Origin of the sequence: Streptomyces xantholiticus (genome assembly GCF_014651015.1) — a bacterium.
Taxonomy (GTDB): Bacteria; Actinomycetota; Actinomycetes; order Streptomycetales; family Streptomycetaceae; genus Streptomyces; species Streptomyces xantholiticus.
The window spans coordinates 43,954-68,614 of sequence record NZ_BMWB01000022.1 but is presented as its reverse complement, the minus strand read 5'-3'; the positions used below and the strand labels follow the sequence as shown (position 1 = coordinate 68,614).

The following is a 24,661-nucleotide window of genomic DNA, read 5'->3' as shown; positions in this document are numbered from 1 at the left end:
CCGGCGCCCGGCATCCGCTCCGGCATCTGGAGACACCATGATTCGTGCAAGAGGCAGGGCCGCCCTCTCCGCCGGCCTGGCCGCCGTGCTGTTGAGCGCCTGCGGCAGCTTTGCCGGCCAACCCGAAGACGAACCGGTGACCTTGGACTTCTTCCAGTTCAAGCCCGAAGCCGTCGCGACGTTCGACAAGCTCATCGCCGACTTCGAGGCCGAGCACCCGGGCATCAAGGTGCAGCAGCACCACGTTCCGGAGGCGGAAACCGCCATCCGTTCCCGGCTGGTGAAGGACAACATGCCCGACGTCATCACCCTCAACGGGAACAGCACGTTCGGCGAGCTGGCGTCGGCCGGCGTGCTCTACGACTTCTCCCAGGAGAAGGTGGCGGACGAGATCGTGCCCGGGGTGAAGAAGGTGCTGCGTGACCTCGGCACCGCCGGCAAGGGCGAAGTCAACGGACTGCCCCTCGCCTCCAACGCCAGCGGCGTCATCTACAACAAGGAGCTGTTCGCCAAGCACGGGGTCGAGGTCCCCAGAACCTGGGACGAACTCATCGACGCGGCAAAGACCTTCGAAGAGGCCGGAGTCACACCTTTCTACGGCTCCCTGAAGGACGCCTGGACCTCACTGCCGGCGTTCAACCAGCTCGCTGCCAACATCCCGCCCGCGGGCTTCTGGGAAGCACGCCGGGCGGGCCGGACCAGCTTCGGCAAGGAGTACCCCGAGGTCGCTCGCAAGCTCACGGAGATATACCGCTACACCCAGAAGAACACCTTCTCCCGGGACTACAACGCAGCCAACCAGGCCTTCGCCAAGGGCGAATCCGCCATGTATGTGCAGGGCAGCTACGCCCTGCCGGCCATCAAGACGTTCAAGCCCGAGTTCGAGGCCGGCCTCTTCCCGCTGCCGGCCGGAAACGGCCCCGGGGCGACGCGCCTGGTGTCGGGTGTGGACGTGGCGCTCACCATGAGCCGCCACCCCGAACACGCCGAGGAGTCGATGGAGTTCATCAACTACCTCATGCGGCCCGAGGTGGTGAGCGCATACGCCGAGGAGCAGAGCGCCATTCCCCCGCTGAAGGGCACGGCGCCCGCCGACCCGGCTCTCAAGCCGCTGCTCCCGTACATCACCGAGGGCCGGATCACCGGCTTCCCCGATCACCGGATACCGCTGGCCGTCAAGCTGGACGCGGTCACCCAGCAATTCCTCATCGACGGCAAGCAGGCCGCGTTCCTGCGGACCCTCGACAGCGAATACACGAAGGTCCTCAAGCGCAGGGCGTGACAGCCGAAGAAGGAGGAAAGACCATGACAGCGGTCACCGCTCCACCCCCCAGCACATCCGCAGATCCCACGCCGCGGCATCCTCGCCGCCGTCCCCCGTCCACGGGCCGCCGCGCCTACTACGTGATGGTGCTCCCCGCGCTCGCCCTGTTCCTGCTCTTCCACACCCTCCCGGTGCTGCAGGGCCTGTACTACAGCCTCACCGACTACGCGGGCTACGGCCGCTACGACTTCGTGGGGCCGAGCAACTACCTCGCCCTCTTCCAGGACAGCCGCATCTGGGAGAGCTACCTCTTCACGTTCCGGTTCGCCCTCGTCGCCACCGTGCTGACCAACCTCATCGCGCTGGCCGTCGCCCTGGGCCTCAACGGCAGGATCCGCTTCCGCAACACCCTGCGCGGCGTGTTCTTCATTCCCAACGTGCTGGCGATCCTCATCGTCGGCTACATCTTCAACTACCTCTTCTCCAACTCCCTCCCGTACATCGCCGAGAAGCTGGGCATCGAGGCGCTGAGCACGAGCATCCTCGCCGATCCCGATCTGGCGTGGGTGGGTGTGGTGATCCTCGCGGTGTGGCAGGCCGTGGCGTTCAACGTCATCATCTACCTGGCCGGGCTGCAGACCGTCCCCGAGGACCTGTACGAGGCCGCGACCCTGGACGGGGCCGGCGCCTGGCAGCGGTTCCGGTCCGTCACGCTCCCGCTCATCGGACCGTTCGTGACCATCAACATGGTCCTGGCACTGCGCAACTTCCTCCAGGTCTTCGACCACATCGCCGCACTGACCAAGGGCGGCCCCGGAACGTCCACCACCTCCGTGGCCCATCTCATCTACAACGGTGGTCTCAACGGCGGGGAGTACGCCTACCAGACGGCCAATGCCGTGCTGTTCTTCATCTGCATCGTCGTGATCTCGATCTTCCAGCTGCGCATACTCCAGCGCCGCGAGGGGAGCGTCTGATGTCCACCACCGTCCCCGGCAACGAACCTCTCCCCCGGCCGAGCCGGCCTCGCGTCAACTGGTGGCTGACGGCCCTGATGGCCGTGCTGTCCCTGACGGTGCTCGTTCCGCTCTACTTCACCGCCGTCACCGCCCTCAAGAGCCCCGACCAGCTGGGCGGCTCCGGGTTCGGCCTGCCCGAGGACATCCGCTGGAGCAACTTCTCCGACGCCTGGAGACTGACGAACTTCCCGTCGGCCATGATGAACAGCGCCTTGATCACCGTGGGCGCCGTGGTGCTGACACTGCTGACCAACTCACTGGTCGCCTACGCCATCGCCCGCAACATGCACCGCAGGTTCTTCAAGGGGCTGTACTACTACTTCGTCTCGGCGCTCTTCGTCCCGTTCCCGATCATCATGCTCCCGGTCGTCAAGCAGACCTCACTCCTTGGCCTCGACAACCAGTCCGGGCTGATACTGCTGTACGTCGTCTACGGACTGGCCTTCAACATCTTCCTGTACGTCGGCTTCCTGCGTTCGGTGCCGAAGGAGCTCGAGGAGGCAGCCCGTACCGACGGCGCCGGCACCTGGACGATCTTCCGGCGAGTCATCTTCCCCCTGCTCATGCCGATGAACGCAACCGTCGGCATCCTCACCTGCCTGTGGGCGTGGAACGACTTCCTGCTGCCGCTGGTCATCCTCTCCGACCCCAGCGCACAGACCCTGCCGCTGGCTCAGTACATCTTCCAGAGCCAGTTCAACACCAACTACACCGTGGCCTTCGCCTCTTACCTCATGGCACTGGCGCCGGTTCTCCTTGTGTACGTCTTCGCCCAGCGCTGGGTGATCTCCGGAGTCATGCGAGGTTCCATCAAGTGACCACAACGAGCGCGTGGTGGACGTCCGCCGTCGTCTACCAGATCTACCCCCGCAGCTTCGCCGACAGCAACGGTGACGGGATCGGGGACCTCCCCGGCATTCTCGACCGCCTCGACCACCTCGCCGGCCTCGGCGTCGATGTCCTGTGGCTCTCCCCCGTCAACCCGTCACCGCACGACGACAACGGGTACGACATCAGCGACTACCAGGACATCGACCCGGCGTTCGGCACCCTGGACGACTTCGGCAAGCTCCTCGCCGCCGTCCACCAGCGCGGCATGAAGCTCGTCATGGACCTGGTCGTCAACCACACATCCGACGAGCACCCCTGGTTCGCCGAGGCCCGCAGCGGCCCGGGCAGCCCCAAGCGCGACTGGTACTGGTGGCGGCCGGCCCGGTCCGGCATGCAGCCCGGCACACCCGGCGCCGAACCGAACAACTGGGGCTCGGCCTTCTCCGGTCCGGCCTGGGAGTACGACCCGGACAGCGGCGAGTACTACCTCCACCTCTTCTCACCCAAGCAGCCCGACCTCAACTGGGAGAACCCGGAAGTCCGGCAGGCCGTGTACGCCATGATGCGCTGGTGGCTCGACCGCGGCGTCGACGGCTTCCGGATGGACGTCATCAACCTGATCTCCAAGGACCCGGCCCTCCCGGACGGCCACACGCCCGCACACAGCCGGTACGGCGACGGATCGCCGTACTACGTCTGCGGCCCCCGTATTCACGAGTTCCTCCAGGAGATGCACCGCGAGGTCTTCGCCGGACGCGAAGGCCGGCTCCTCACGGTCGGCGAGATGCCCGGGGTGACGGTCGAGGAGGCCAAACTCTTCACCGACCCCGCTCGTGCCGAGGTCGACATGGTGTTCCAGTTCGAACACGTCGGACTCGACCAGGGGGACGGCAAGTTCGACGTCCGGCCGCTGCGCCTGCACGACCTCAAGGCATCACTCGGCCGCTGGCAGGCCGGTCTCAACGAAACCGGCTGGAACAGCCTCTACTGGAACAACCACGATCAGCCGCGGATCGTCTCCCGCTTCGGCGACGACGGCCCGCGCTACCGCGAACGCTCGGCGACCATGCTGGCCACCGTCCTGCACCTGCACCGCGGCACTCCGTACATCTACCAGGGCGAGGAACTCGGCATGACCAACGCCGCGTTCACCTCGATCGACGACTTCCGGGACATCGAGTCGCTCAACCACTACGCCCACGCGGTCGCGAGCGGCGAAGACCCCGAACAGGTCCTCGAGGGCCTACGAGCGATGAGCCGGGACAACGCCCGTACGCCCATGCAGTGGGACGCCTCCCCCAACGCCGGCTTCACCACCGGCGAACCGTGGATCGCCGTCCACCCCGACCATGTGGACATCAACGCCGAGGCTGCCACCGCCGACCCCACATCCGTCTACCACTACTACCGACGCCTGATCGCCCTGCGTCACACCGAACCGGTCGTCGCCCATGGCGACTTCACACCACTCCTCCCGGACGACGAGCGCGTGTACGCCTTCACACGACGCCACGAGTCCACGGAGCTCCTCGTCCTCGGCAACTTCACGGGCGAGGCCGCACAGGTCGACCTTCCCGCAGGCTGGGAGAATGCGGACCTGGTCATCGGCAATGTCCCCGACGCCGCTCCCCTGAAGGCGGCGCTGACCCTGGCGCCCTGGGAGGCACGGGTGCACCGCAGGACGGTGCGGCAGGGCGTCGTTGCAGTGTCTTGACCAGTGGGAGGGCGTGAGGGGTCCTGCCACATCCCACGCTGGTCATGAGCAGCGGCGGGACCGACACCGGACCGCAGGCGCACACCGTTGCGCGGACGGCAACGAAGGCGATCCAGCGCGGCGTGGGATCCGCAAGGACCGGCGGTACGTGACCGCACTTCGTTCGTCGACACCCGTGTACGGGAAAATCCCCGGGCAGGGCCGGTCATCGGTCCGATCTATCGCGGTGCGCCCTGTCGACCTGCGGCGCTGCCGTCGAGGTCCAGCAAGGCAGCCAGCTCCTCCCGCGTGGCGAGCGCCAGGGTGTCGAGGTCGGGCAGTGCCTTGCCGTCGGCGACCAGCCCGATGTGCACCTGACCGCCGTACGTCGACATGGCCACCGCCAGCGACTGGCCCCTGGCGAGTGGCGCCATCGGGTAGATCTCGCGCAGGGGGCAGCCGCCGAGGGACAGGGTCGAGCGGGGCAGCGGCACGCTCGTGACGAGGACGTCGAAGAGCATCCGGGCGGCGCCGCCCGCCAGCGGGGCGCCGAACCGATGGGCCAGGGACGGTAGTTGGTCGGCGAGGAGTGCGACGGCTCCGGCGCCGCGCGCCGGCCCCGCCGCCTTGTTGCGGTCCATGGCGTCGCGGATGGAGGCGAGGCGCGCCAGGGGGTCGGGCTCGGCGACGGGCAGCTCGACCAGATAGGCGGACAGCTTGTTGCCAGCGCCGGGCGGGCTGCCGGGGCGGCGGCGTGAGACCGGTACGAGGGCCCGGGGGCCCTCGGCGGGCAGCTGTTCGCCGCGCTCGTGCATCCAGCGCCGGAGCGCGCCGGCGACAACGGCGAGCAGTACGTCGTTGGCGGTGCCGCCCGCGACGCGCCGCACCTGCTGTACGTCGTCCAGCGGCAGCACGGCGGTGCCGAGCCGTCGGGTGCCGCTGGGGGCCGCGGTCAGGGCGGGCAGTCCGGGCGGGTCGAACCGGCTGGCGCGTACGACGGAGGCCCCGACACCCACCGCGCGGCCCAGCTCCTCGATACGGCGCTGGGCGAGGTCGGCGAGGACCCGGGGTCCGCCGAGCCAGGAGCGCGGGGGCACGGGGTGCGCGCGGCGGGTCCGGGTGCGGCGGGCGTCGGCGATCTCGTCGAAGATGCCCGCGCCGATGGCTACGGCCCGCATGCCGTCGGCGAGGGCGTGGTGGAGTTTGACGAGGACGGCGAAGCCTTCGTCGCGGGGGCCGCGCAGGAGGTACATCTCCCACGGGGGCAGACCGCGTTCGAGCGGACGCTCCATCAGCTCACCGGCTGCCGCGGTGACCTCCGCGGTGAAGTCGTCGCCGGTCAGGCACACGTCCCGGACGTGGCGGCGCACGTCGAAGTCCTTGGCGGTGCTCCAGGCGGCTCCGCCGACGGGGACCAGGACGTCGCGCACCCGCATCCTGAGCCGCGGAATGGCGGCGGAGCGTTCCGCGAGCAGGCCGAGAACGCGGTCGGCGCCCCCACCTCCCGGCCGGGGGCCGAAGAGGGCGAGGGCGCCGAGGTGCATGGGGTGACCGGCGGATTCCAGATGCCAGAACGCCAGATCCAGCGGGGCGAGAAGCTCAGAGCTCACATGGTCCTCATGTCTCTGGGAGGCCGGGAGTCGCAGTCAACATCTTCCGATCGGTTACGGTCAAGTACGATCGGTTTACAGTCAGTTAACCGTCGCCGATCAACAGACCCCGGACCGGTCCGGCGTGATGAGCCCGGCACCGCCGCCACGCGACTCCACGCCCCACGACTCGGACGGCCGGTCGGCCGGTCGGCCGGTCGGCCGGTCGGCCGGTCGGCATCGGATCCCGTCCGGCCCCCCACTCCCCTCGTCCCGCCTGCGCGACCGCCCGGTCCTGCGCACGCGGCACGCCCCGAACCGGTTGCAATGGGCTGGAGCCGTTGACGCCGCGAAGGGCACTGCAAACACCCCGGCAGCGCTGAAGTCGATCCGCGCCACACCCGAACGGCGCCCCGATCCACCTGCTGACCGGCCACGGACGCAGCGATGAGTTTCCCCGGCCCGGAGAGTCTCACCACCGTTGTCGACAACACAGGAGAAACACATGGCTCAGCTACTGAGAGTCCAGAACTTCAATGTCTCGAGTGACGGAATCGGTGCCGGTGAGGACCAGAGCCTCGAGAGTCCGTTCGGCCACCCGGATCCCGAGAGGCTGTTCGCCTGGGCCGGCGCCACGGCGAGCTGGCCCATGCGCACCGGCCCCGGGGGGAGCCGGGGCCTCGACGACTACTTCACACGCGACTACGCTCGCAACATCGGAGCCGAGATCATGGGCCGCAACAAGTTCGGGCCCCAGCGCGGGCCCTGGCACGACCATGAGTGGCGCGGCTGGTGGGGCGACGAGCCCCCGTTCCGCACGCCGGTGTTCGTCATGACCCACCACAAGCGGCCTTCGTTCACGCTCTCCGACACCACTTTCCACTTCGTCGACGGCGACCCGGCCACGGTCCTCGAACGGGCGCGGGACGCGGCGCAGGGCAAGGACGTCCGACTCGGCGGCGGGGTCACCACCATCCGGCAGTTCCTCGACGCCGACCTCGTGGACACCATGCACATGGCGGTCTCGCCGGTGAAGCCCGGGTCCGGGGTACGACTTTGGGAGTCACCCGATGAGCTGCTCGACCGGTTCCACCTCGAGATCGTGCCCAGCCCGAGTGGCGTGACGCACCACCTGTTGTGGCGAAAGTGACACGAGGGCCCGCGCGGGATGTCAGCACGGCCAATGCGGGCGTTCAGTGGGTGATCGCGTAGTTGCGGGCCGGTTACCGATACGGGCCGCGGTACTCGTACGCAACTGTCGTCCGCGCACCCAAGGTCGAGCGGCTGACACCTGACCACGAACGGTCGGACGCGGAAACTCCAACCCGGGCCGGTGACTGAGCAAGTGCCATCAGGGGCTCCGTACCGGTGCCGTAGTTTGCCTGCATCAGGCCAGTTCAAGCAGCGCCTCGCCGAGCATCGCCACTCCCTCGGCGATGGCGCCGACCGGGGTGGCCGCATAGCCGAGGACGATGCCGGGTGGTCCGGGCAGCTGCCGGTGCCACGACAACGGATGGCACTTCACGCCCCGGGCGAGCGCTGCGGCGGCCAGCTCGGTGTCGGGTACGTCTGCCCTGTAGGTGACGGTCAGGTGCAGACCGGCTGCTGCACCGTGGACCACCGCGCCCGGCAGGTGCTCGGAGATGGCTTCGATCATCGCGTCGCGGCGCTGCCGGTGACGGCCGCGCAGCAGCCGCAGATGCCGTTCCAGGTCGCCGCATTCCATCAGGCGGGCCAGCACCAGTTGAGGCAGTACGGCGTTGCCCAGGTCCGTGAAGCGTTTTATCTCGATCAGGGCATCTCGGTGGCGGCGCGGAGGTATCACCCAGCCGATGCGCAGGGCGGGTGCGAGCAGTTTGGACACGCTGCCCATGTAACACACATGGTCGGCGAGCAGCGCGCGTAGCGCGGGTACCGGCGGCCGGTCGTAGCGGTGTTCTGCGTCGTAGTCGTCCTCCAGGATCAGTCCACCGTCCTGGGCCCAGCGCAGCAGTTCGCGGCGGCGCTCGCCGCTGGTCACCACGCCGGTGGGGAATTGGTGGGCAGGCGTGAGCAGTACCGCGCGGGCGCCGGTGGCGCGTAGTGCCTCTACGTGCACACCGTCGCCGTCGAGGGGCACCGGTGGGGTGGCCAGGGCTCCGTTCTGCAGATGCTGGCGTATACCGAGTGAGCCCGGGTCCTCGACTGCGACGCCGTCGATGCCATCCGCCCGCAGCACCGGGTGCAGCAGGGTGAGCGCCTGCGCGGTACCGGCGACGACCAACACCTCGTCCGGGTCCGTCCGCATGCCGCGGCTGCGTGCCAGCCAGCCGGCGATGGCCCTGCGCAGTCGTGGGGTGCCGCGAGGGTCACCGTAGCCGAGGTTCTCGGCGGACAGTTCGGTGAGCACGGTTCGTTCCGCTCTCAGCCAGGCCGCTCGGGGGAACACAGTCAGATCGGGCTGACCGGGGGTGAAGTCGATGCGGGCAGGGGCGGCACGCAGCATGTCGAAGACATCGGCGCCCGGTTCGCCGACGAACAGCGTGCCAGGTGCGGCCTTCTCGGCGGTGACCGGGGCCGAGGGCCGCGAGGGCCCGGTCCCGGGAGGTGCCTTGGGTGACACAACAGCAGGTACCGCGACCACTATGGTCCCGCCGCGTCGGCGCCCCTCGACGTGACCGTCCTCGGACAGCCGCCGGTATGCCTCGGCGACCACCCCACGAGACACCCGCAGTTCGGCGGCGAGCACCCGGGTGGGCGGCAGAATGCTGCCCACCGTCAGCCGGCCATCGGCCATCGCCTCGCGCAGCCGCCCGGCCAGCCAGGCCGACTTGCCACCGACAGGCGCTTCCTCGGCGTCGAGCTGCAGGAAATCCGAGCCATGGGCCGAGGTGGTCCCGCCGTTCGTCGACGACGGTTGCATCACGCCTGCGGCGGTCGGTCCGCCCGCTCCCCGTCTCCCCTGGTTCACCCGGCCCATGGTGTCAGGCGCCACTGCGGCTTCCGCTCGCCGGCAGATCCTCAGCAGCCAAAGACGACCTCCAGTGAGGATGGGGTGAGGATGGCGGACGTGGGGTCGGCCGACCAGTGCGCGGCCGACTCTTCGGCGAGTGCCTTCAGTAGCTCCGGCACGGCCTGCGCGCCGTCGTCCTGCATGGCCTCCGCCACTACGAGGACCGTGCTGGTGTGCTCGCTCACCGCGGAATCGCCGCTTTGCCGGTTGGTCCAGCGCCGGGCATGGGCCCTTCCGGCGGAGTCGGCGAAGATCACCTCACCGGGTGCCGGGTGCTCGATGGCGCCGCCGAAGGTCGTGCAGCGCTCGTCACCCCGGGCATGGCGCACCGTGAGCAAGGGGCCGGCGATGCGGTCGACGTCGAGAACCGCGACCGGGACCGCGTAGGCGACGGAGATGGCGTTGCACAGGTCGACCACCGGATGGATGCGCGGCAGCTTCCCCTCCTTCCGCAACCGCCGCAGAAGCGACTCCGCAGCGCACCGATACTGTGTGGGCTTGAGCCCCATTCGGGAAGACGCCCGCCTCCAGGCCAGCACTTCGGGGAACTCGCTCTCCGTGGCACCGGCAGGCCGAGCCGCAGCGCGGGCGGTGTATGCAACGACTCGCGGACCGACCGTCGGCACCGACTCCGGTGGCGTACAGCGCTCCGGCGGTGAGCTGGGGGTGGCCCGACCAGATGGCATCCGTGTGCCCGAAACGCATGATCACGCCACCGCCAGTCGCACGCTCATGCCCAGGAAGCAGGCTGCGAACACCCGCCGGATGCCGGTCATCACCCGAGGCCGGGTCAGCACGCGGCTGCGGACGGCGGCGGCGCACAATCCGTACGCGGCGAAGACGACGAAGGTGAGCACCATGAAGACAGCACTGAGTTGGAGCATCACGTCAAGAGAGCCGGATGCGCCGACGGGGACGAACTGCGGCAGGAACGCGACAAAGAACATCGTGAGCTTCGGGTTGAGCAGGTTGACCAGCACTCCGGAAGCGATCACGCGGACCGCCGGGCGCGGCTCGCTTTCCTGCGCGACCACCAATGCCTCCTTGTCACGCAGCATCGCCCACGCCATGAACAGCAGGTAGCCGACACCGAGGTATTTCACCGTCTCGTAGGCGACTGCGCTGGTGTGCAGCAGTGCGGAGAGGCCGGTGATCGTCGCCGCCAGGTGCGGCACGACACCGAGCGTGCAGCCGAGCGCTGCGACCAGGCTCGCCCGGCGGCCATGGGACAGCCCGGCAGCGAGGGTGTACACCACGCCCGTGCCGGGGGTGACCACCACAACCAGGGTGGTCAGCAAGAACGCGATACTCAAAGGGGACCTCCGTGAAGTTCGGCGTCCTCTCACCCTGGCGCGACCATGGTCCGACCGACAGGGCCAAAGCAGTCCCGGATCAGTGGTCCATAAAGGAGGGCCTGGGCTGTGAGGCCCAGACCACGAGGACGGTGCACCTGATGGGTCCTCCACACGGCTGCGGCTCCGTCGGAGATGGCCGGTGACCTTGACGCCGCCCCGTCCTCCTACCGGGCCGCCGCGCGCCGGACGACCCGCCTTCGCCGGACGCCCCAGCCTTCCCGAGCGGCGCCACCTCGAGACCCGGAACACCCGGCCGGCACCGTGGACGGCCGACCGCCGGACAGGCCGGCAGGATCAGCGGGTCCCGCTCCAGCCACGACTCGTCACCCCGCACGGCCGCCTGTGGTCCGGAGGCCGGACGGGTCTTCAGGCGGCCGCGGTTCTTGGGACCGTGGTGGAGGCAGCCTTCCGCTCTGTGTCCGTTGCCCTGGTCGGTTCCGGCCTCAAACGGCGCGGCCGGCTGCAGACGCCTGGTCGGCCGCCGCACCCGCGAACGGCGCCAGGTAGACACGGAGGTCGGGCCGGCTCCGCAGGCCCGGCAGGCGGGCATGCCGCCAGCCGCGTGCATACGCCGGCGGGGCGGTGTCCCCCTCGACCACGAGGGCAACCGGACGGTCCTGGGCGAGCGCGGCGAGCCCGGCGGCAGTGAGACTGCCGTCGTTGCCCCCGACCTGGCGCGAGGCGCAGCCGGCCTGGAAGGCCATCCGGGGTGCTTCCACCCCGCTGATCACGCACGGGGGGCGGACGCCCAGACGGTGCAGTTCGGCGGTGATCCGGTCGAACGCCTGCCGGTCGGCACGGCTGCCCACCACCTTGCGGTGCAGGACGCCGTACTGGACGACCAGGTGGCAGGCGATCAACAGCGCGAGCACGGCAGCCACCAGTGGTCTCGGACGCGCTGCTGCGGCGATCCACACCAGGCACACCGCTGTCGGCAGCGCGAGGAGGGCGTAGCTCGGCAGCAGGAAGCGCGGGGCCGCGTAGCCGATCAGCAGCAGGTAGGGGACCGCGAGGGAGAGCCCGACCAGCGTGGGCACCACCACGGTGGACGGCTGCCGGCTGCGCACCGCCGCCAGCACCCCGCCGACGACGAAGAGCGGCAGCACGAACCACCACACCGCGGTGACGGGTTGCTTCCACGGGACGTCGCAGGGGCGGCACAGCGACCAACCGGCCAGCGAACGCATCTGGTCGCCGAACGCGAGCTGCCACCCCAGGTCGCCCTGGACCTCGCTGGAACGCCGCAGCCGCTCCATGAGACCGCCGTAGCTGATGTAGGCCTCGACGATCCACGGGGCACATCCGACGACCGCTCCGGCGGCGAGCACGACCACCAACGCGGGCCACCGCCAGGGCCTGGCGGCGACGGCGACGACGGCGAGCGGCACGACCAGCCAGAAGGCGTCGGACGGCCGCATCAGCGCGACGAACGCCACTCCCCCGCCCGTGCCCACGAGGGCGCCGAGTTCGGAGCGGTGGCGGGCGGTCCGCAGGAAGCAGCCGACCGTGAACAGGGAACCGAGCGCCACCCACAGGTTGGGCATCACCTGAGGTCCGTAGAAGAGTGTGATCCAAAGCCCGGCGAACAAGCCGCCGGCGAGCGCGAGCACCCGTTGGGAGAGCAGGCTCCGCCACACCCACAGCGCGAGGAACAGCCCGGCCCCCGACAGCAGTGCCAGATAGACGCGGAGGACGTCGACCGACGAGGTCAGGACGGTCACCGGTGCGACGAGGAAGGTGATACCCCGGGCGCGCGGCGCGCTGAAGAACGCTGCCTCGGCTCCCCGGGCGACCTGGCTGACGTACACCGTTTCGTCCCAGCCGAGCGCCGTGCCGGGGTGGAAGAGGACCAGTTGCGCCAGCGTGTACATCGCGGCAACCACCGCGGGCCCCCGGAAGTCACGGAACGCCGGGCCCCGGTTGCCCGGGTATCCGGACGGCGGGTCCCGCAGCACGGCGGTCACAGCAGGGGGGTGCGTCATGCGGACACGCTGCATCCATGCCGCATATAAGACAAGCAGGGCGCGCCGCTGCACCCGAGCGGGTCAGCCGCGTGGACCAGAAGGCCCTGGACAGCACCGGATCGGAGCGCGCCGGCGGCCGGCGCGGCTGACTTGTGCAGCCCGCGGCCCGCACTGGACAACCTGGGTGACTGCTGGAGCCAGGACGGCGTGCCGATCGTTCGCAGCACACGTCGTTCCACCAGGTCCCGTTACCGTCCCACGTGTTCCCTATCTCTCTGGGGTGTGTGATGCGCCGACTCACTGTGGGACTGGCCTTGCTGTCCTCCCTGTGCTCGTGGCCCTGGCTTGCGGGACAGGCCGACTCCAGCCCGGGCGCACCAGCAGCCCGGGCCGCCGCCGGCCGCGGCACGAACATCCTGATCGTGGGGACCGACAGCCGTTCGGGCCTGTCCGCTGCCGAGAAGCGGCGCCTTCACGTCGGCGGCCAGGGCTGCGACTGCACTGACGTGATGATGCTCGTGCACCTTTCCGAGGACGGACGCCGTGCGAGCATCGTCTCCATCCCCCGGGACAGTTACGTCGAGTACGCCACACAGGAAGGCGCCACCACTCCGGCCCGCCGGGGCAAGATCAACGGCGCCTTCAAGATCGGCCGGGGTCCCCTCGCCGTACGCACCGTCGAGAAGGTCACCGGGCTGCACATCGACCACTATCTCGAGACCGGCTTCACCGGCTTCGAACAGGCCGTCAACAACCTGGGGGGAGCGACGCTGTGCACGGACAAACCCCTCAAGGACGAGAACTCCGGCCTCGACATCACCGCGGGAACCCATCGCGTCGACGGAAACGGAGCACTGCGCTACGCCCGGGCCCGACACATCGACCGACCAGGAGACCTCGGCCGTGTCCGCCGCCAGCAGCGGCTGCTCGCCGACATGCTGGCGGACCTGACGGTCCGTGGGGCGCTGACCGATCCGGTGAGCACCGCGAGCACGGCTCACAAGCTCCTCAAGTCCGTACACACGGATGAGCGCACCGGGCTCGACGATCTTGTCCGCATCGGCTGGTCCCTGGGGCGGCTGTCGGCGGAGCGGACGGAGTTCGCCACCGTGCCGATCTCCCACTTCGACCACCGGGTGCCCGGCGTCGGCTCCACGCTCCTCTGGCACAAGGTCCGCTCCCAGGCGCTGTGGGACGCCCTGCGCGCCGATCGCTCCATCACTGGCGACACCCGCATCCTGCCCGTGCCCGAAACACGCGCCGAGACCGATCCCGCCCGAATCAACGTACGTGTCGACGATGCCACCGTGGCCAAGGCCCTTCGGCGCAACAGGTTCGTCGTGACGGACACCTCGGCGTCCGCTCCGGCGGTACGACCCGCAGGCCCCGCTGTCATCACCTACCCCGTCGGGCATGAAGCGGACGCGGCCACACTGGCCGCAGCCCTGCCCGGGGCACTCCGGCGGGCAACCTCGCGGACCGATGCCGTCTTCGACGTCGCGGTCGGTACCGAGCCCGTCGCGGTCAGAACCGTCACCTACGACCGCAACGTCGCGGACGGCGCCCCCGTCGCAGCGGACCACCTGCGCTGCACCAACCCGACCAGGGCGTCGACGTCATGAGCCGCGGCACGCGAAGGAAGTCACACCTGGGGTTGCCCGGCTCAGGGCCCGTAGTGCGCGAGCCGGCCGGCCTTGGGGAGGATGCGCCGATCCTCGTTCTTTCCCCCGAAGTGCGCGTCCTTCGAGCGGGCCCAGGACCGGGCGTGAGCAACTCGCCGACGGCGAGCAGGCAGTAGCGGATCGGTTATTCATCGCAATCGCCGGGGCAGCGGCCTCCTTCCTTCGACGGGAAGGAGGCCGCACTGTTTGTGATCGCATCAATTCGCGGCGTGAGAAGCAAAGTTGACGGAAACTCAAAAAAGCCCGCGCCCTATATTTCGATCAGATTACGACATCCTTAAATGGGACTAGACCACAGCGGATCAACGCGCGTAACTCGCTTGATCGCCAGGGTAGTTGACTGATCATCAATTCGAGAGCACTGATAACGGAACGACTTCGGAAAAGTCGATCCCATTTGTCTGAAATTTCCGCTCATTTGGTCTGGCAAGCTTTCGCGCACCCATCCCCTGACCAAGGAAGAGGTGCAGTTTGTCCGGACGCAGAAGACTCAAGAAGCCTCCGCGTCGCAAGTCCCGCCGGCTCATACTCGGCACGGCCGCGGTCGCCGTCATGGCGGTCGTGGCCGGAGTGACCTACCAGGCGACCCAGCCGGGTTCGGATGCAACCCGACCGCTGCCGCTCGCCCAGGGGAAGGCGCTCGCAGCGACCCCGGAGCCGGCCAAGGAGCCGGCTCGCGACAAGGACCCCGAGCCGCTCAAGGAACTCCCCAAGAGCGAGCCCGAGCGGGGCATGATCTACGACGGGCTGAAGCCCGCGCACGAGGGGGATCCGTGCGCGGGGGTGTACCGCACGGCCGGCGGTCACTGCACTCATGGCCCTGACGCCCCTCCGAAGGGCGTCGACATCAAGAAGGACACCCCGCCCGCGGTGAAGGCCGCCGCACCCGCTGAGGATCCGACCAAGGCGGGGAGCGCCAAGCCTTCCGGGGGAGAGCTTCCGCGCACCGCCGCACCCGCACTCGACGCCGCGGCCGCGGCCGGTAAGACGAGCAGCCCTCCCGCTGCCGGGAGTTCCGCCTCGCAGGCCCCCGCGGCGAACGGGCCCGCCGGGCAGACCGTGCACTGCGACGGCGACGGCAACAGCGGCAACCGTGTCCAGGTGGTGTACGTCCACGCCCCCGGACGAGACCGGTACGCGGAGTACTTTCCATCGTTCCGCAAGTGGGCCGCCGACGCCGACCTCATCTACTCGGAGAGCGCCAAGGACACCGGCGGTGTGCGCAACATCCGCTATGTGACGGCCGCCGACTGCACGCCGACCGTGCTCAACATCGAGCTCCCGGCCTCCGCGCTGTCCGAGTTCGGCGCCACGAACAGGGCGCTCGCGGCCAAGGGCCTCGACCGCCGTGACCGCAAGTACATGATCTTCGCGGACACGCAGGTCTACTGCGGCATCGGCAGCTTCGCCGGGGACGAGCGTCCCGGTCAGAGCAACCTCAGCAACTTCGGCCCGTCCTACGGGCGTACCGACACCGGTTGCTGGGGCGGACACACCGCGGCACACGAACTGGGCCACAACCTCGGCGCGGTGAACAACAGCGCGCCCAACACCAGCCGGGGTGCGCACTGCACGGACGAGTATGACGTCATGTGCTACTCGGACACCCCGTACTACCCGAGGATGCGCTACGTCTGCCAGGGCCAGGAGTACGAGAACCGTCTGGACTGCAACCATGACGACTACTTCCACACCAACCCCAGGCAGGGCAGCTATCTCGCCACGCACTGGAACGTCGCGGACAACCAGTTCCTGATCAAGGGCAACGCCGGGCCCAACCCGAACCCCAGTCCCACGCCGACGACCCCGACACCCAAACCCACCCCGACGAACGGCGCCGGCACCGGGCCGGCCGTCACCGTCGGGCAGATCGGCCCGGACTCCGCAGTCGCCGGCTGGAGCGCGGTCAGCGGTGCGGCCTGGTACCAGATCTTCCTGAACGACCAGGCCATCGGCTGGGTGCAGGCGACCAGCGCCCGTATCCACAACCTGAAGCCGGGAACGAACTACACCGTCTCCGTCTCGGTGCGTGACTCCTCGGGCCGCGACAGCGGTCGGGGCAAAGCGGCCTCGTTCCGCACCTCGGGCCGTGGTGACGGCGGTGGTACGACCCCCACGCCCAACACGCGCCATCTGCTCACCAACGGCGCGACCGGGAACGCCGCCGAGATCTGGGGTGGCATGAGCGGTGACGGCACCGTCCTCGTCGGCTCGCAGCGCAACGGTTACGCCCAGCAGCAGTGGTACTTCGACAGCGCGGGCAACGGCTACACCCGTATCCGCTCCGCCGTCTCCGGCAAGTGCCTCCAGGTCGGCGGCGCCCCCTGGGCCGGCATGTACGTGGCGCAGCAGCCCTGCGCCGACACCGCTGCCCAGCGGTGGAGGATCGCCCAGAGCGGCAACGGCGTGACGGTGACGGCCGGTGACAGCCGCTACGTCCTCGGCGTCAGCAACCGTCCGTACTACGGGTCGTGGCTGATCGAGCTGCAGAACGCGGCGGGCACGCCGGCCCAGGTGTGGACCGTCCAGAAGGCCGGCTGAGCCCGAGGACCCCGCACCAGTTCCCATGACGGCCGGCGGGCCAGTGGCCCGCCGGCCGTCCTCATCCCACCCCCACATCTCACCCATGGAGGACATCGCCATGCGCCGAGCCCTCGTCCCGGCCGTCGCCACCGCGTTGGCGGGCGCCGCCCTGTCACTGACCACAGCCACCGGCGCCCTGGCCCACGGTGACACCTTGAAGGTGGAGATCACCGGACATGACTTCGGTCGCGTGCGAACGACCGTCACCTGGGAGAACGACAACGACCCGGTCGACGAGCGGGTCGCTGCCACGGTGAATGCGGCCAGCGCCGACGGGATCAGGTCCCTCGGCCCCTGGAAGCTTGTCCGCGACCCCGCCTCGGCGGCCGGTTACACCACCGCGGAAGCGCTGCCCCCCGGGCGCTGGAAGGTCACCGTCGAGACGGGCCATCCAGGGCTCGGCCGGGACGAGGAGGAGATCACGGTCTCTCCCGGGACCCCTGCCTCTCCCACGGCCGGAGAAGGTCCGGCACAGCCCGGGTCCGCCACGCCCGCCGAGTCGGCGGGACGCGAGAGCGGGGAGCGGACCACCGCGGCTGCCGCCTCTGGGACAGCGGCCCGTTCCGGTACGGGGGGATCCGGCCCCCTCCTGGTGGCAGGGGGAGTCCTGTTGGGGTGTGCGGCCGGTGCCGGTGTCGTCCGGCGCATCCGCCGCGCCGGGGCGAGGGGCGCCCGCTGACCTGAGTGGCCCGGCGCGGCACGGGGGCGGGTGTGGGGGACGCCCCGTCTCCCATGTACGGGTACGGCGTGTGCCGCTCAGCCGCCCACGCTGACCTGGAGTTCCTTGGTGCCGTTCAGCCATGCCGAGCGCAGCTCGCGCGAGTCACCCGCCAAATCGACCGACAGTGCTGCTGACATGCGACCCACCCTGTCCACCGTGGACCTGCCCGCCCGGGACGACTGAGCACTCTGGCAAGACGACGTCCTACGTGGGGACGGTTCGTTGGGGCTCATCATGGGGCGGAGTGCGTGGAGTTGGATTGTTCCGGATGGCTGAGGGAGATGGCGAAGCCCTTGATGCCGCCGTCGAAGGTGCGGCCGCAGGGTGGCGGCACGCAGGACACGCCTGATGTACCGACGGCCCGGACGAATCGTTCCAGCTACTACTGGCCCCGCTGTCAGCGGCTGCCGAGGTCCTCGCGCACCTCGTCGTAACGCTCCCGCGCCGCCAGCACTTCGGGCATCCGGCCCTCCAGGAAGCGGATGAGATCCAGTAGCCGCTCGGCGACCTCGTGCCCCAGTGGGGTGAGCTCATAGTCGACCCGCGGCGGGTTCGTCGGTTGCGCCTCCCGGCGCACGAGGCCGTCGCGCTCCAGGGAATGCAGGGTCTGGGACAGCATCTTCTCGCTCACGCCGTCGACCCTTCGGCGGAGCTCGTTGAAGCGGAACGTGGTGTCATGCAGGGCTCCGATCGTGAGGCTGCCCCAACGTCCCGTGACGTGCTCCAGCGTGCCGCGCGACGGGCAGTTTCGGGAAAACACGTCAAAGGCGAGGTCATCGTCCGGACAGGCTCCGCTGCTCTCTCGCTGGGTGCTGGTCTCGCTCGTCTCCATACCGCCACCATACGCGCCCGCAGCGCTAACCATGGGGTTGCGCTTTAGAAAAGTTAGTGCTTCTCTGGGGCTCCCAACGACGAGCACATCGCCTTCGAGGAGCCCCTAACGTGACCATCCCTGTTGTCTCGATCGCCTACCACTCCGGCTACGGCCACACCGCCGTCATCGCCGAGGCCGTGCGCGACGGAGCGGCCGCCGCCGGTGCCACCGTCCACCTGATCAAGGTCGACGAGATCGACGAGGCCCAGTGGGAGCTGCTCGACGGCTCCGACGCCATCGTCTTCGGGTCACCCACCTACATGGGGACCGCTTCGGGCGCGTTCCACAAGTTCGCGGAGGACTCCTCCAAGCGCTGGTTCACCGACGCCTGGAAGGACAAGCTGGCGGCCGGCTTCTCCAACTCCGGCTCCAAGAGCGGCGACAAGCTGCACACCCTGCAGTACTTCGCGACGCTGGCGGCTCAGCACGGCATGCACTGGGTGAACCTCGGGTTGAAGCCCGGATGGAACTCCACGGAGGGCTCCGAGCACGACCTCAACCGCCTCGGTTTCTTCTTCGGCGCCGCTGCCCAGACGAACTCCGACGAGGGTCCGGAGGGCGTGCACAAGGCCGACATCGCGACCGCGCAGCACCTCGGCGGCCGGGTGGCGGAGACCGCTCGTACGTTCATCGCAGGCCGGGCCGCCGTCGCCGCCTGAGCCGTACACGGCGGCACATGGCGCAAGGGCCTGTCACGGAGTGACGGGCCCTTGCGCTCCGCGGTACCGGCGCCTGCTGTGACCGCGCGAGATCGCTTGAAGAGGGACCGTCCCGCATCAAGCAACGTTTGCCGGTCCGGTGTTCTGGGATGATGCGCCACGTGGACGAGGAAATGACCCCGATTCTTCAGGTAAAGGATGCCGCTGCAGTCGCGTGGCACGACCGTCTGGGCTTCACCCAGCAGGTCAAAAGTCATATATCTGCACCCCTGGTCTCTCTGCTGCTGCTCGTAGCAGGGTGCGCGGACAGCCCTGCCGAGCCGTACCAGGAGGGCTACCGCTTCGGCCAAGGCGGACCTGCGGCCCATCTCGGCACTCCCACTTCTGCCGACAACACCGCCGGCACCGGCGCGGCGGAATCCGAGTGCGGTGAGCACGCAGAGACAGATGGAGTGGAACCGTTCCCGCCCTCCCAGGACTGGATGGCAGGCTGTATCGACGGCGCCCTGGGTCGACCGGCCTCCCCCTCGACAACGCGCCAGCCGCGCTAGCGTCCGCCCCCAAGGATCGTCCGGTCGGGGAGCACGGTGGGGTGGAACGTCATCATGAACCGCCGCCACTTCCGCCTCGTCCCAAACCGACGGTCCTGGTGATCAGCAGATCCGGCCGCAGAATGCCGGCCGCCGCCATGTCCATCATTGCGGGGTACGCACGCGCGGCCATGCCATGGCTACCGGAGACCACCAGCTCGTACGCCGGCACCCGATTCATCGACAGCCCGGTGAGCCCACCGGTGGCCCGCACCTGCGACATGCCGTCCGCGCCGTCGGAGACTTCCGACCCCCAGCTCGGTACCGAAGGCGTGACCATGGCTTCGATCGACAGATGGGCTCCCGTCCGCAAGCCGTGAGCTCCATCGCCTTCGTTCCTTGTTCATCGCCGAGAAGACCATGGCTAGGACGGTTGTCCCGCGGGTGCGGGCTCGACCGCCACGGTAGGGGCGGCGATCGGGGCAACGCCGGGGCTGCGTCCTGCCAGACGGCAGCCGAGGCAATCGGGGTGGCCGCGGCGTGCCGCCGTGTCCCGGACGCGCCAGGGCTGCTGGGCGACCGGTCGTGGTCCGGTGGCCTTGCCCCACCCCGCCAGGTGAAGAAGCCAGCTGGTGAGCGCGGCGAGGGCGACGACGGTGCCACCCAGCACCAGGCCCGCGGTCGAGCCGGCGACGAACCCCACCGCCATCTCCGTGCTGCCGACAACGGCTATGGCGGTGCCTACCCAGCCGGCGACCGTGTGGCCCATGTCGTGGTCTCCGTGCATGCTCATGGTCTCTCCTCGGGAAATGGGATGCTGGAGCGGCTGGCCGGGCTCACCCGCCCAGGAATGCCTTATCTCGCGAGATAATTTACTTAGATGCTAAGGGGATCTCTGGTGCAGGGCAAGGCGCGTCGGGGGGCGACAGCTGATCAGGCGCTGTACGCGATGGACCGAATGATCGCGACCGCGCAGTTCGGGCAGCAGGACATCGCGCGGCGGCTCGGCCTCAATGTCACGGATCTCACCTGTCTCGGCTTCCTCATGGAGGCCGCCGCGGCCGGCGAGTCGCTCGTGGCGGGCGACCTCGCCGACCGGGCCCGGCTGACCACCGGAGCGGTGACTGGTGTCCTCAACCGCCTCGAGAGGGCCGGCTACATCCGTCGCCAGGTGGACCCGCGGGATCGCCGACGGGTCCAGGTGGTCATGGAGGAGTCCGCACGTGAACGCATCCTCGAGGTCTACGGCCCCTTCTACGAGCGCCTGGGCATGCTCTTCGCCGACTACAGCCCGGACGAAATCGCCGTACTGGCGGACTGGTTCACTCGCGCCAAAGCCCTGTTCCAGGATTCCTTGGACGAGATCCGCCAAGGCGTCTCCGAGTGGCCCCCGTCCGACCGCTGAACCCCGGCCGCTCCCACCACCGCGCCCACGGCCACCTGGCCCCCAAGCACGAGGCCTGCAGGAGGACGCGCACGGCACCGAGCAGCCCATCGGGCAGCACCTGGTCAACCTCCGCCGTCCTGGCCTCCGCAGAACCAGGAGCGGACCGAGCAGCGCGCCGCAGCGGCTGAAGGACATCGAGCAGGTGCCGGGCGGGGCCCTCAGGGCCCGGTGGGTGGCGTACAGCAGCCGGCCGGTCAGACCGGAGGCCAGGCCGGCACGCCAAGAGCCGTCCTCCGCCAGGCCGCGAGGTGTTCGGTCACGGGGGCTTCGGTCATGCGCCGCGTACGGGCATCGAGCAGAGCCCAGGACGTGCGGCGATGAGCAGAACGGCATCGCGCTCCCCCGTTGTCCAGGGTTTCCCGGGAGCTTCAGGAATCATGAGCACCAAAGGGCACGGGCCTTGAAGTACCTGAGGGCCCTTCAGGCGCGTTCGTCTCGTATGGCACGCCCCCGGCCTCTCCGCTTTCGCTGTGCCAGGCACTGGCGGCACCGGCCGGTGAGCGCGATTCGCGAACACGGCGCCGATCAGCCGCGGGGCGCGGCCCCGGGCGTCCGAGAACGTTTCAGCGAGTGAGGTCAGCCAGGCTGTTCAGTGCGGTGTCGATCTCGGCCGGAGTGTTGATGACGGCGGTACCGATCCGGGCGTAGGTCGAGGTGGACAGCCGCACGCGATGGGTGGCGGCGTGGTCGACGACCTGCTGATGGGTGTGTCCGGCCACGCTGAAACAGGTGATGCCCGCTGACAGTTCCGCGTCGGCAGGGGTGTGCACGGTGACCCCGGGAATGCGGCTCAGTCCTTGCTTCACCCGCGTCGACAGCTGTGTGATGCGGGCGGCAACGCGTGCTCGGCCCAGTTGCTCATGCAGCGCTACTGCCACCGGCAGGGCGAAGGCATGCTCGAACGCCAGGAATCCGCCGGGCGACAAGGGCGCTGCTCCCCCGCCCCTGATGAAGCTCACGAACGTGGGCCGCAGTTGGTCGAGGACGTCCGGCGCCACCCAGATCAGCCCCGTTCCCCTGGGACCGAACAACCATTTGTGCGTTCCGGCGATCACCACGTCCGCGCCCAGGCCGGCGGCATCCTCGTCGATCGTCGCCAGCCCGTGCACGCCGTCGACGACCAACAGGCACCGGTCGGCAGGGCTGCGGCCTTCGTTGGCTCGGCGCACCACCTCGGCCACCGCACGCACCGGCATCCGAAGCCCCGTGCTCGACTGCACCCAGGTGATGCCCACCACTCTGGTGTTCGGGCGTATCGCCTCGCCGACTGCCGCTGCGATGCCGTCCGCCGTCGCGGTGGCCGGATCGGCGAACCAGGAGCCCAGCCGTAGCGTGTTGCCATGCTTGTCAGCGGCCAGTCGGGCGGCGATGCGATGGGAGATGTGGTCGTGCTCGGTCAACAGGAACTCCTGTCCCGGACGGGTCACCACGCCGTTGTAGAAGACACCCAGCCCGATGCTCGTGCTCGCCGTCATCGCAATGTCCTCGGCCCGGCCTCCCAGATAGGCCGCGAGCGCCCGCCGCACCCGGGGCCATCCGGTAGGACCATCGGGCAGCGCCAGCCCCGCGGGCACCGAGAGAGGATTGGCATCGACCTGTGCCCTCAAATGATCCACCGCATCCCGCACCACCTTCGGATGCGAGGCCAGATAGAACAACGCAAGGTTCACCCAGCCAGGCTCCAGGCGGAACTGAGCCCGCAAGGCCTCCCAGTTCACGCGCCCGTCGATCGTGGTGACCGGCTGCTCCCGCGGTGTGTTCACCCTTGCCGCGCCGGAGCCGGGCACGAGGGTGACCGCCACCGCTCCCGCAGATTTCGCCAGCAGACCGCGCCGACTCGTCATCGACATCCAGCACCCCTTTGCACCGCGACCGGCGGAGCGGTGGCGGAATAGCTGTCCGGTGCCCTTCTGATGACGAGGTTACGCAAAGTGGCCGCGGGCGCCGACAGCGCCATGCCCCAAACGGCCTCCATCGAGATGCCGCACAGCACAGACCACCCGAAGAGACCAGCCATCTTGCCCCGGTGGCTTTATCCGCGGGAACGGACAGCACTTCGACAGTGGTCCAGGAGGTTTCTTGCCGTCGGATCCGGCTCGGAATATTCACGGGTTCTGACAGCACCGCGGCCTTCGTAGCGGGCCGAGCGCGGCGGTGCTCAACGCCAGTCGTCGATCACATATGCGTCGGGGTGGCTGTACCCGGGTTCGCTGGGCCTGTGCATGGTCACGCCCTGCAACCAGGTGCGGAACCCGCGGTCGATCATGCGCCGGTAGGCATCCGGGCGACCCAGGTTCATGCCGGCGTCCAGTTGCCCCAGTCCGCGCTCGGCGGCCAGCCGCTCGCATGCATCGAGCAGTCGCTCGAACCGGTCGGCGGCCTGCGGACCAGGACGTACGGCGCCGAATTTGACGAAGCACACGTCCACGCCGGCCTCCGACCCGGCTCCGCAGTGGCAGACGGCCAGGCCGTCGAGCTCGGAGCCGGCGCCATGGAGCAGGATGGTGTCACCGAGTCCCTGCGCGTGCGCGGCCACGATCTCGCGTTCCAGGCTCAGGCCCTCGTACACGGCTCCGGTCAGTGCGCGACAGAGGCTCAGTGCCTCGGGCCGCTCAGCGGCGGGCAGTTCGCCATAGAGCACCCGGCCGGGGACTGCGGCACCGTCTGTGACCTGCTTCTTCATGATGGCTGTGAGGAATCGAGGCCAGAAACCGTACCGGCGGTAGAGCTCAAGGTGCTTGGGACTGTGCGCGAAGGTGAACAGGCCGAGGTGGCGATTCCCCCAGGCGTCGAAGCAGTCTATGACCGGCTCCATCAGACGCCTGCCGATGCCCTGGTCCCACAGATCCGGACGTACGGTCAGCGGTCCGAAAAACCCGACGCTGCCCCAGTTGGCGGCGAAGTTCGATCCAACTACTTCGCCCTCGACCGTCGCCGCGAACGCCGCCTGTGGATCGGCCGCCCAGCGGGTGCGGACGTAGTCGACGGTCCCGAACGGATCAGGTGCCCCCAGGAAGGTCCCGAAGGCGACCCTGCAGATCTCATCGGCCAGATCCAGGTCCGCCTCATCCAGCGGGCGGACTGATACCGGGGCCGCGCCACTCCTGCGCTCCGCTGCGGGTGGGACCATCACTCTCTCCTTCCTAACCCCGTTCCATCGCACCACGGAGGTGCGCCGCAGGCGAGGTGAACGGTCCGGGGAGATCCCCGAGGATCGAGAACCGAGCCGGTCTACCTTGCCTTTCCGCGGGAACCGCAGCAGGTAGCCGGCGCCAGCGACCACCATGGCCGCCTGGATCGTCCTCTCCGACTCCACACGATGTCGTCATCACACACGTGATGACCTATGAGCGACCTGGTCGGCTACTACGGGTGCCGAGGCTCAGGAAAGCCACCCTGCCCGGATGGGGAGTCAGCCGACGGGTGCTGTCCGTTCTCGTGAACATGTACCTCGCCCC

General features: G+C 69.1%; 21 protein-coding genes and 1 pseudogene. 12 read left to right on the top strand and 10 right to left on the bottom strand.

Annotated elements, in window-relative coordinates:
* The first annotated feature begins 37 nt into the window (after positions 1-37).
* The 4 genes from IE198_RS26795 to IE198_RS26780 are packed head-to-tail and all read left to right on the top strand — an operon-like array spanning position 38 to position 4,828.
* Positions 38-1,282 carry an ABC transporter substrate-binding protein gene (locus IE198_RS26795; RefSeq protein WP_189891031.1) on the top strand — a complete coding sequence of 415 codons (1,245 nt, stop codon included), beginning with the start codon at positions 38-40 and terminating at the stop codon, positions 1,280-1,282.
* A 23-nt stretch (positions 1,283-1,305) separates the two neighbouring features.
* Positions 1,306-2,241, top strand: a complete 936-nt coding sequence (locus IE198_RS26790) for a carbohydrate ABC transporter permease (protein ID WP_189891029.1) — start codon at positions 1,306-1,308, stop codon at positions 2,239-2,241.
* The gene (locus IE198_RS26785; RefSeq protein ID WP_189891027.1) at positions 2,241-3,101 is read left to right on the top strand and encodes a carbohydrate ABC transporter permease; all 861 of its coding nucleotides are present in this window, start codon (positions 2,241-2,243) and stop codon (positions 3,099-3,101) included. The genes IE198_RS26790 and IE198_RS26785 overlap by 1 nt, the downstream gene beginning before the upstream one ends.
* Complete coding sequence (locus tag IE198_RS26780) at positions 3,098-4,828, top strand: glycoside hydrolase family 13 protein (protein WP_189891025.1); 1,731 nt, start codon at positions 3,098-3,100, stop codon at positions 4,826-4,828. The genes IE198_RS26785 and IE198_RS26780 overlap by 4 nt, the downstream gene beginning before the upstream one ends.
* A gap of 218 nt (positions 4,829-5,046) precedes the next feature.
* Here the strand turns inward: IE198_RS26780 and IE198_RS26775 are convergent, their stop codons facing one another.
* Complete coding sequence (locus IE198_RS26775) at positions 5,047-6,417, bottom strand: wax ester/triacylglycerol synthase family O-acyltransferase (protein ID WP_189891023.1); 1,371 nt, start codon at positions 6,415-6,417, stop codon at positions 5,047-5,049.
* Between the two features lie 484 nt (positions 6,418-6,901).
* Between IE198_RS26775 and IE198_RS26770 the strand changes: the two genes are divergently transcribed.
* Complete coding sequence (locus tag IE198_RS26770) at positions 6,902-7,546, top strand: dihydrofolate reductase family protein (RefSeq protein ID WP_189891021.1); 645 nt, start codon at positions 6,902-6,904, stop codon at positions 7,544-7,546.
* A gap of 237 nt (positions 7,547-7,783) precedes the next feature.
* Here the strand turns inward: IE198_RS26770 and pdxR are convergent, their stop codons facing one another.
* The 4 genes from pdxR to IE198_RS26750 all read right to left on the bottom strand — a co-directional run bounded on the left by pdxR (position 7,784) and on the right by IE198_RS26750 (position 12,725).
* Positions 7,784-9,298 (bottom strand): MocR-like pyridoxine biosynthesis transcription factor PdxR, encoded by a 1,515-nt coding sequence (pdxR, locus tag IE198_RS26765; protein ID WP_189891133.1) that lies wholly within the window; start codon positions 9,296-9,298, stop codon positions 7,784-7,786.
* 98 nt (positions 9,299-9,396) lie between these two features.
* Entirely contained in the window at positions 9,397-9,897 is a 501-nt protein-coding gene (locus IE198_RS26760; protein ID WP_229834358.1) for a B3/B4 domain-containing protein, read from the bottom strand.
* 198 nt (positions 9,898-10,095) lie between these two features.
* Positions 10,096-10,701, bottom strand: coding sequence for a LysE family translocator (locus IE198_RS26755; RefSeq protein ID WP_189891019.1), 606 nt, complete (start codon positions 10,699-10,701; stop codon positions 10,096-10,098).
* A gap of 485 nt (positions 10,702-11,186) precedes the next feature.
* On the bottom strand, positions 11,187-12,725 hold the full coding sequence (locus tag IE198_RS26750; protein WP_229834357.1) for a hypothetical protein: 1,539 nt from the start codon (positions 12,723-12,725) through the stop codon (positions 11,187-11,189).
* A 269-nt stretch (positions 12,726-12,994) separates the two neighbouring features.
* On the opposite strand from IE198_RS26750, the gene IE198_RS26745 reads away from it, so the two are divergent.
* The 4 genes and pseudogenes from IE198_RS26745 to IE198_RS26730 form a co-directional block, all read left to right on the top strand.
* On the top strand, positions 12,995-14,329 hold the full coding sequence (locus IE198_RS26745) for an LCP family protein (protein ID WP_189891017.1): 1,335 nt from the start codon (positions 12,995-12,997) through the stop codon (positions 14,327-14,329).
* 531 nt (positions 14,330-14,860) lie between these two features.
* Entirely contained in the window at positions 14,861-16,930 is a 2,070-nt protein-coding gene (locus tag IE198_RS26740) for an RICIN domain-containing protein (protein ID WP_229834356.1), read from the top strand.
* Between the two features lie 85 nt (positions 16,931-17,015).
* Complete coding sequence (locus IE198_RS26735) at positions 17,016-17,651, top strand: hypothetical protein (protein ID WP_189891015.1); 636 nt, start codon at positions 17,016-17,018, stop codon at positions 17,649-17,651.
* Between the two features lie 276 nt (positions 17,652-17,927).
* A pseudogene (locus IE198_RS26730) lies at positions 17,928-18,043 on the top strand (IS5/IS1182 family transposase); the annotation flags it as partial.
* Between the two features lie 47 nt (positions 18,044-18,090).
* On the opposite strand, the gene IE198_RS26725 reads toward IE198_RS26730, so the two are convergent.
* On the bottom strand, positions 18,091-18,525 hold the full coding sequence (locus IE198_RS26725; RefSeq protein WP_229834355.1) for a winged helix-turn-helix transcriptional regulator: 435 nt from the start codon (positions 18,523-18,525) through the stop codon (positions 18,091-18,093).
* Between the two features lie 110 nt (positions 18,526-18,635).
* Here IE198_RS26725 and IE198_RS26720 point away from each other — a divergent pair, with 110 nt between their 5' ends.
* Both IE198_RS26720 and IE198_RS35560 read left to right on the top strand, forming a co-directional pair.
* Positions 18,636-19,226, top strand: coding sequence for a flavodoxin family protein (locus IE198_RS26720; RefSeq protein ID WP_189891011.1), 591 nt, complete (start codon positions 18,636-18,638; stop codon positions 19,224-19,226).
* Between the two features lie 173 nt (positions 19,227-19,399).
* Complete coding sequence (locus IE198_RS35560; RefSeq protein WP_229834354.1) at positions 19,400-19,777, top strand: hypothetical protein; 378 nt, start codon at positions 19,400-19,402, stop codon at positions 19,775-19,777.
* Positions 19,778-19,829: 52 nt separating this feature from the next.
* Here the strand turns inward: IE198_RS35560 and IE198_RS26710 are convergent, their stop codons facing one another.
* Both IE198_RS26710 and IE198_RS26705 read right to left on the bottom strand, forming a co-directional pair.
* Positions 19,830-20,129, bottom strand: a complete 300-nt coding sequence (locus IE198_RS26710) for an MDR/zinc-dependent alcohol dehydrogenase-like family protein (protein ID WP_189891009.1) — start codon at positions 20,127-20,129, stop codon at positions 19,830-19,832.
* 51 nt (positions 20,130-20,180) lie between these two features.
* Positions 20,181-20,549, bottom strand: coding sequence for an HGxxPAAW family protein (locus IE198_RS26705; protein ID WP_189891007.1), 369 nt, complete (start codon positions 20,547-20,549; stop codon positions 20,181-20,183).
* Positions 20,550-20,654: 105 nt separating this feature from the next.
* On the opposite strand from IE198_RS26705, the gene IE198_RS26700 reads away from it, so the two are divergent.
* On the top strand, positions 20,655-21,161 hold the full coding sequence (locus IE198_RS26700) for a MarR family transcriptional regulator (RefSeq protein ID WP_373299989.1): 507 nt from the start codon (positions 20,655-20,657) through the stop codon (positions 21,159-21,161).
* A 605-nt stretch (positions 21,162-21,766) separates the two neighbouring features.
* Here the strand turns inward: IE198_RS26700 and IE198_RS26695 are convergent.
* Together IE198_RS26695 and IE198_RS26690 are read right to left on the bottom strand one after the other, a co-directional pair.
* A complete protein-coding gene (locus tag IE198_RS26695; RefSeq protein WP_189891002.1) occupies positions 21,767-23,053 on the bottom strand; it encodes an aminotransferase class V-fold PLP-dependent enzyme in 1,287 nt (428 codons plus the stop codon).
* Between the two features lie 308 nt (positions 23,054-23,361).
* A complete protein-coding gene (locus IE198_RS26690) occupies positions 23,362-24,333 on the bottom strand; it encodes a GNAT family N-acetyltransferase (RefSeq protein WP_189891000.1) in 972 nt (323 codons plus the stop codon).
* Between the last annotated feature and the right edge of the window lie 328 nt (positions 24,334-24,661).